Here is a 1,342-nt window from a genome sequence, read left to right as displayed (position 1 = left end):
GTTCATTGAGCATCAGGCTCAGGCGCTGCGCGTCGATCATGGGAGCCGCGCTCATGCCGCTTCTCCCTGTTCGATCAATCCGTCGTAGATCGAGAGCGGCACCAGATCGACCACGACTTCAGGCAGATTGGCAGGGTCCGGGCAGAACCGTGCCCGCAATGTTGTCAGGCACGGTATCCGACGAGCGGCCAGGTCCTCTGCGAGGATTTGCGCGAGTTCGGATTCGCACGCCCGTTCGTGGGCCATGGCCAGAAGCTCGACGGAGAGGCGACATGCCTCCCTCTCGCCCACAGCCTCCAGCAGATACTCGAACATGAGGCGATAGGGCGCGCGCGGGAACAAGCTGTCGCGATAGACCAGCCCCAGCAGCGCCATCGGCTTGCGACGCAAGGAATGGATGATGTGCCGGTAATCGACGACGTGGCCGTGCTTGCCGTTCGCACCGGGGCGGCCGCGTGACAGGGTTATGAGCCTTGTGCCGCCAATGAAGACATCGAGGCGATCGTCGTAAAGGCGCACTCGCAAACGATGCCCGATCAGGCGCGAGGGGACCGTGTAGAACACCTTGCGCAGCGTGAAGCCACCCGAGGACGTCACCGTCACCAGGATCTCCTCGTAATCGGTAGTTCGCGCGTTCGGCAGTGACTGCAGCGACTTGCGCTCGGCATCGATGCTCGGGCCATGCCGCCGGTTGCGCGCGGTCACGACCTCGTCGATGAAGCGGCGATAATTGGCAAGGTCGGCGAAGTCCGCGGTTCCGCGCAGCAACAGCGCATCCTTCACCGCGGCCTTGATATGGCCATGGGCACTCTCGATCGCGCCGTTCTCGTGGGCGACGCCTGTGTTGTTGCGCGTCGGCTCCATTCCATAATGGGCGCACAGAGCGTCATAGCGCCTGGTCAGGTCGGCCTTCGTATCGGCGTCGAGATTGCGAAAAGCGGCCGACAAACTATCGGTACGGTGAAGCTTCGGCGCTCCGCCCGCCGACCAGAGCGCGTTCTGCAGTCCTTCGGCGAGGGCAACGAAACTCTCCCCGCCCAGAATGACGTGCCCATGCTCGAAGCCGCCGCAAGGCAGGCGGAAATGGTAGAGCAAGTGGTCCAGCGGCATTCCGGCGATGGAAATATCCAGATCGTTCATGCACGTAAAATCGGACATGCCGAGCCGGCCTGGCTCATGCACCTGTCTGAAGATGACCTCCCGATCCTGACCGTTCAGGGCGCGCCAGTCGCGGATGCGCCTCTCCAGGGTTCGCCGGGAGCCGAACTCGGTCTCGGGATATCGGCGGCGCAGTTCCTCGAAGATGGCGACGGGGCGAAGGCCGGGAGCGGCCTCCAACATC

General features: G+C 63.4%; 1 protein-coding gene. It reads right to left on the bottom strand.

Translation table 11 applies throughout. The features are described from left to right. Positions 1–51: 51 nt before the first annotated feature. On the bottom strand, positions 52–1,342 hold a 1,291-nt coding region (gene istA / locus IEX32_RS20310; RefSeq protein WP_188773347.1), incomplete at its 5' end, for an IS21 family transposase.

Source organism: Novosphingobium endophyticum, assembly GCF_014640675.1.
GTDB lineage: Bacteria > Pseudomonadota > Alphaproteobacteria > Sphingomonadales > Sphingomonadaceae > Novosphingobium > Novosphingobium endophyticum.
Note: the sequence above shows the minus strand (reverse complement) of the source record. Positions and strands in the feature narration are given on the sequence as shown.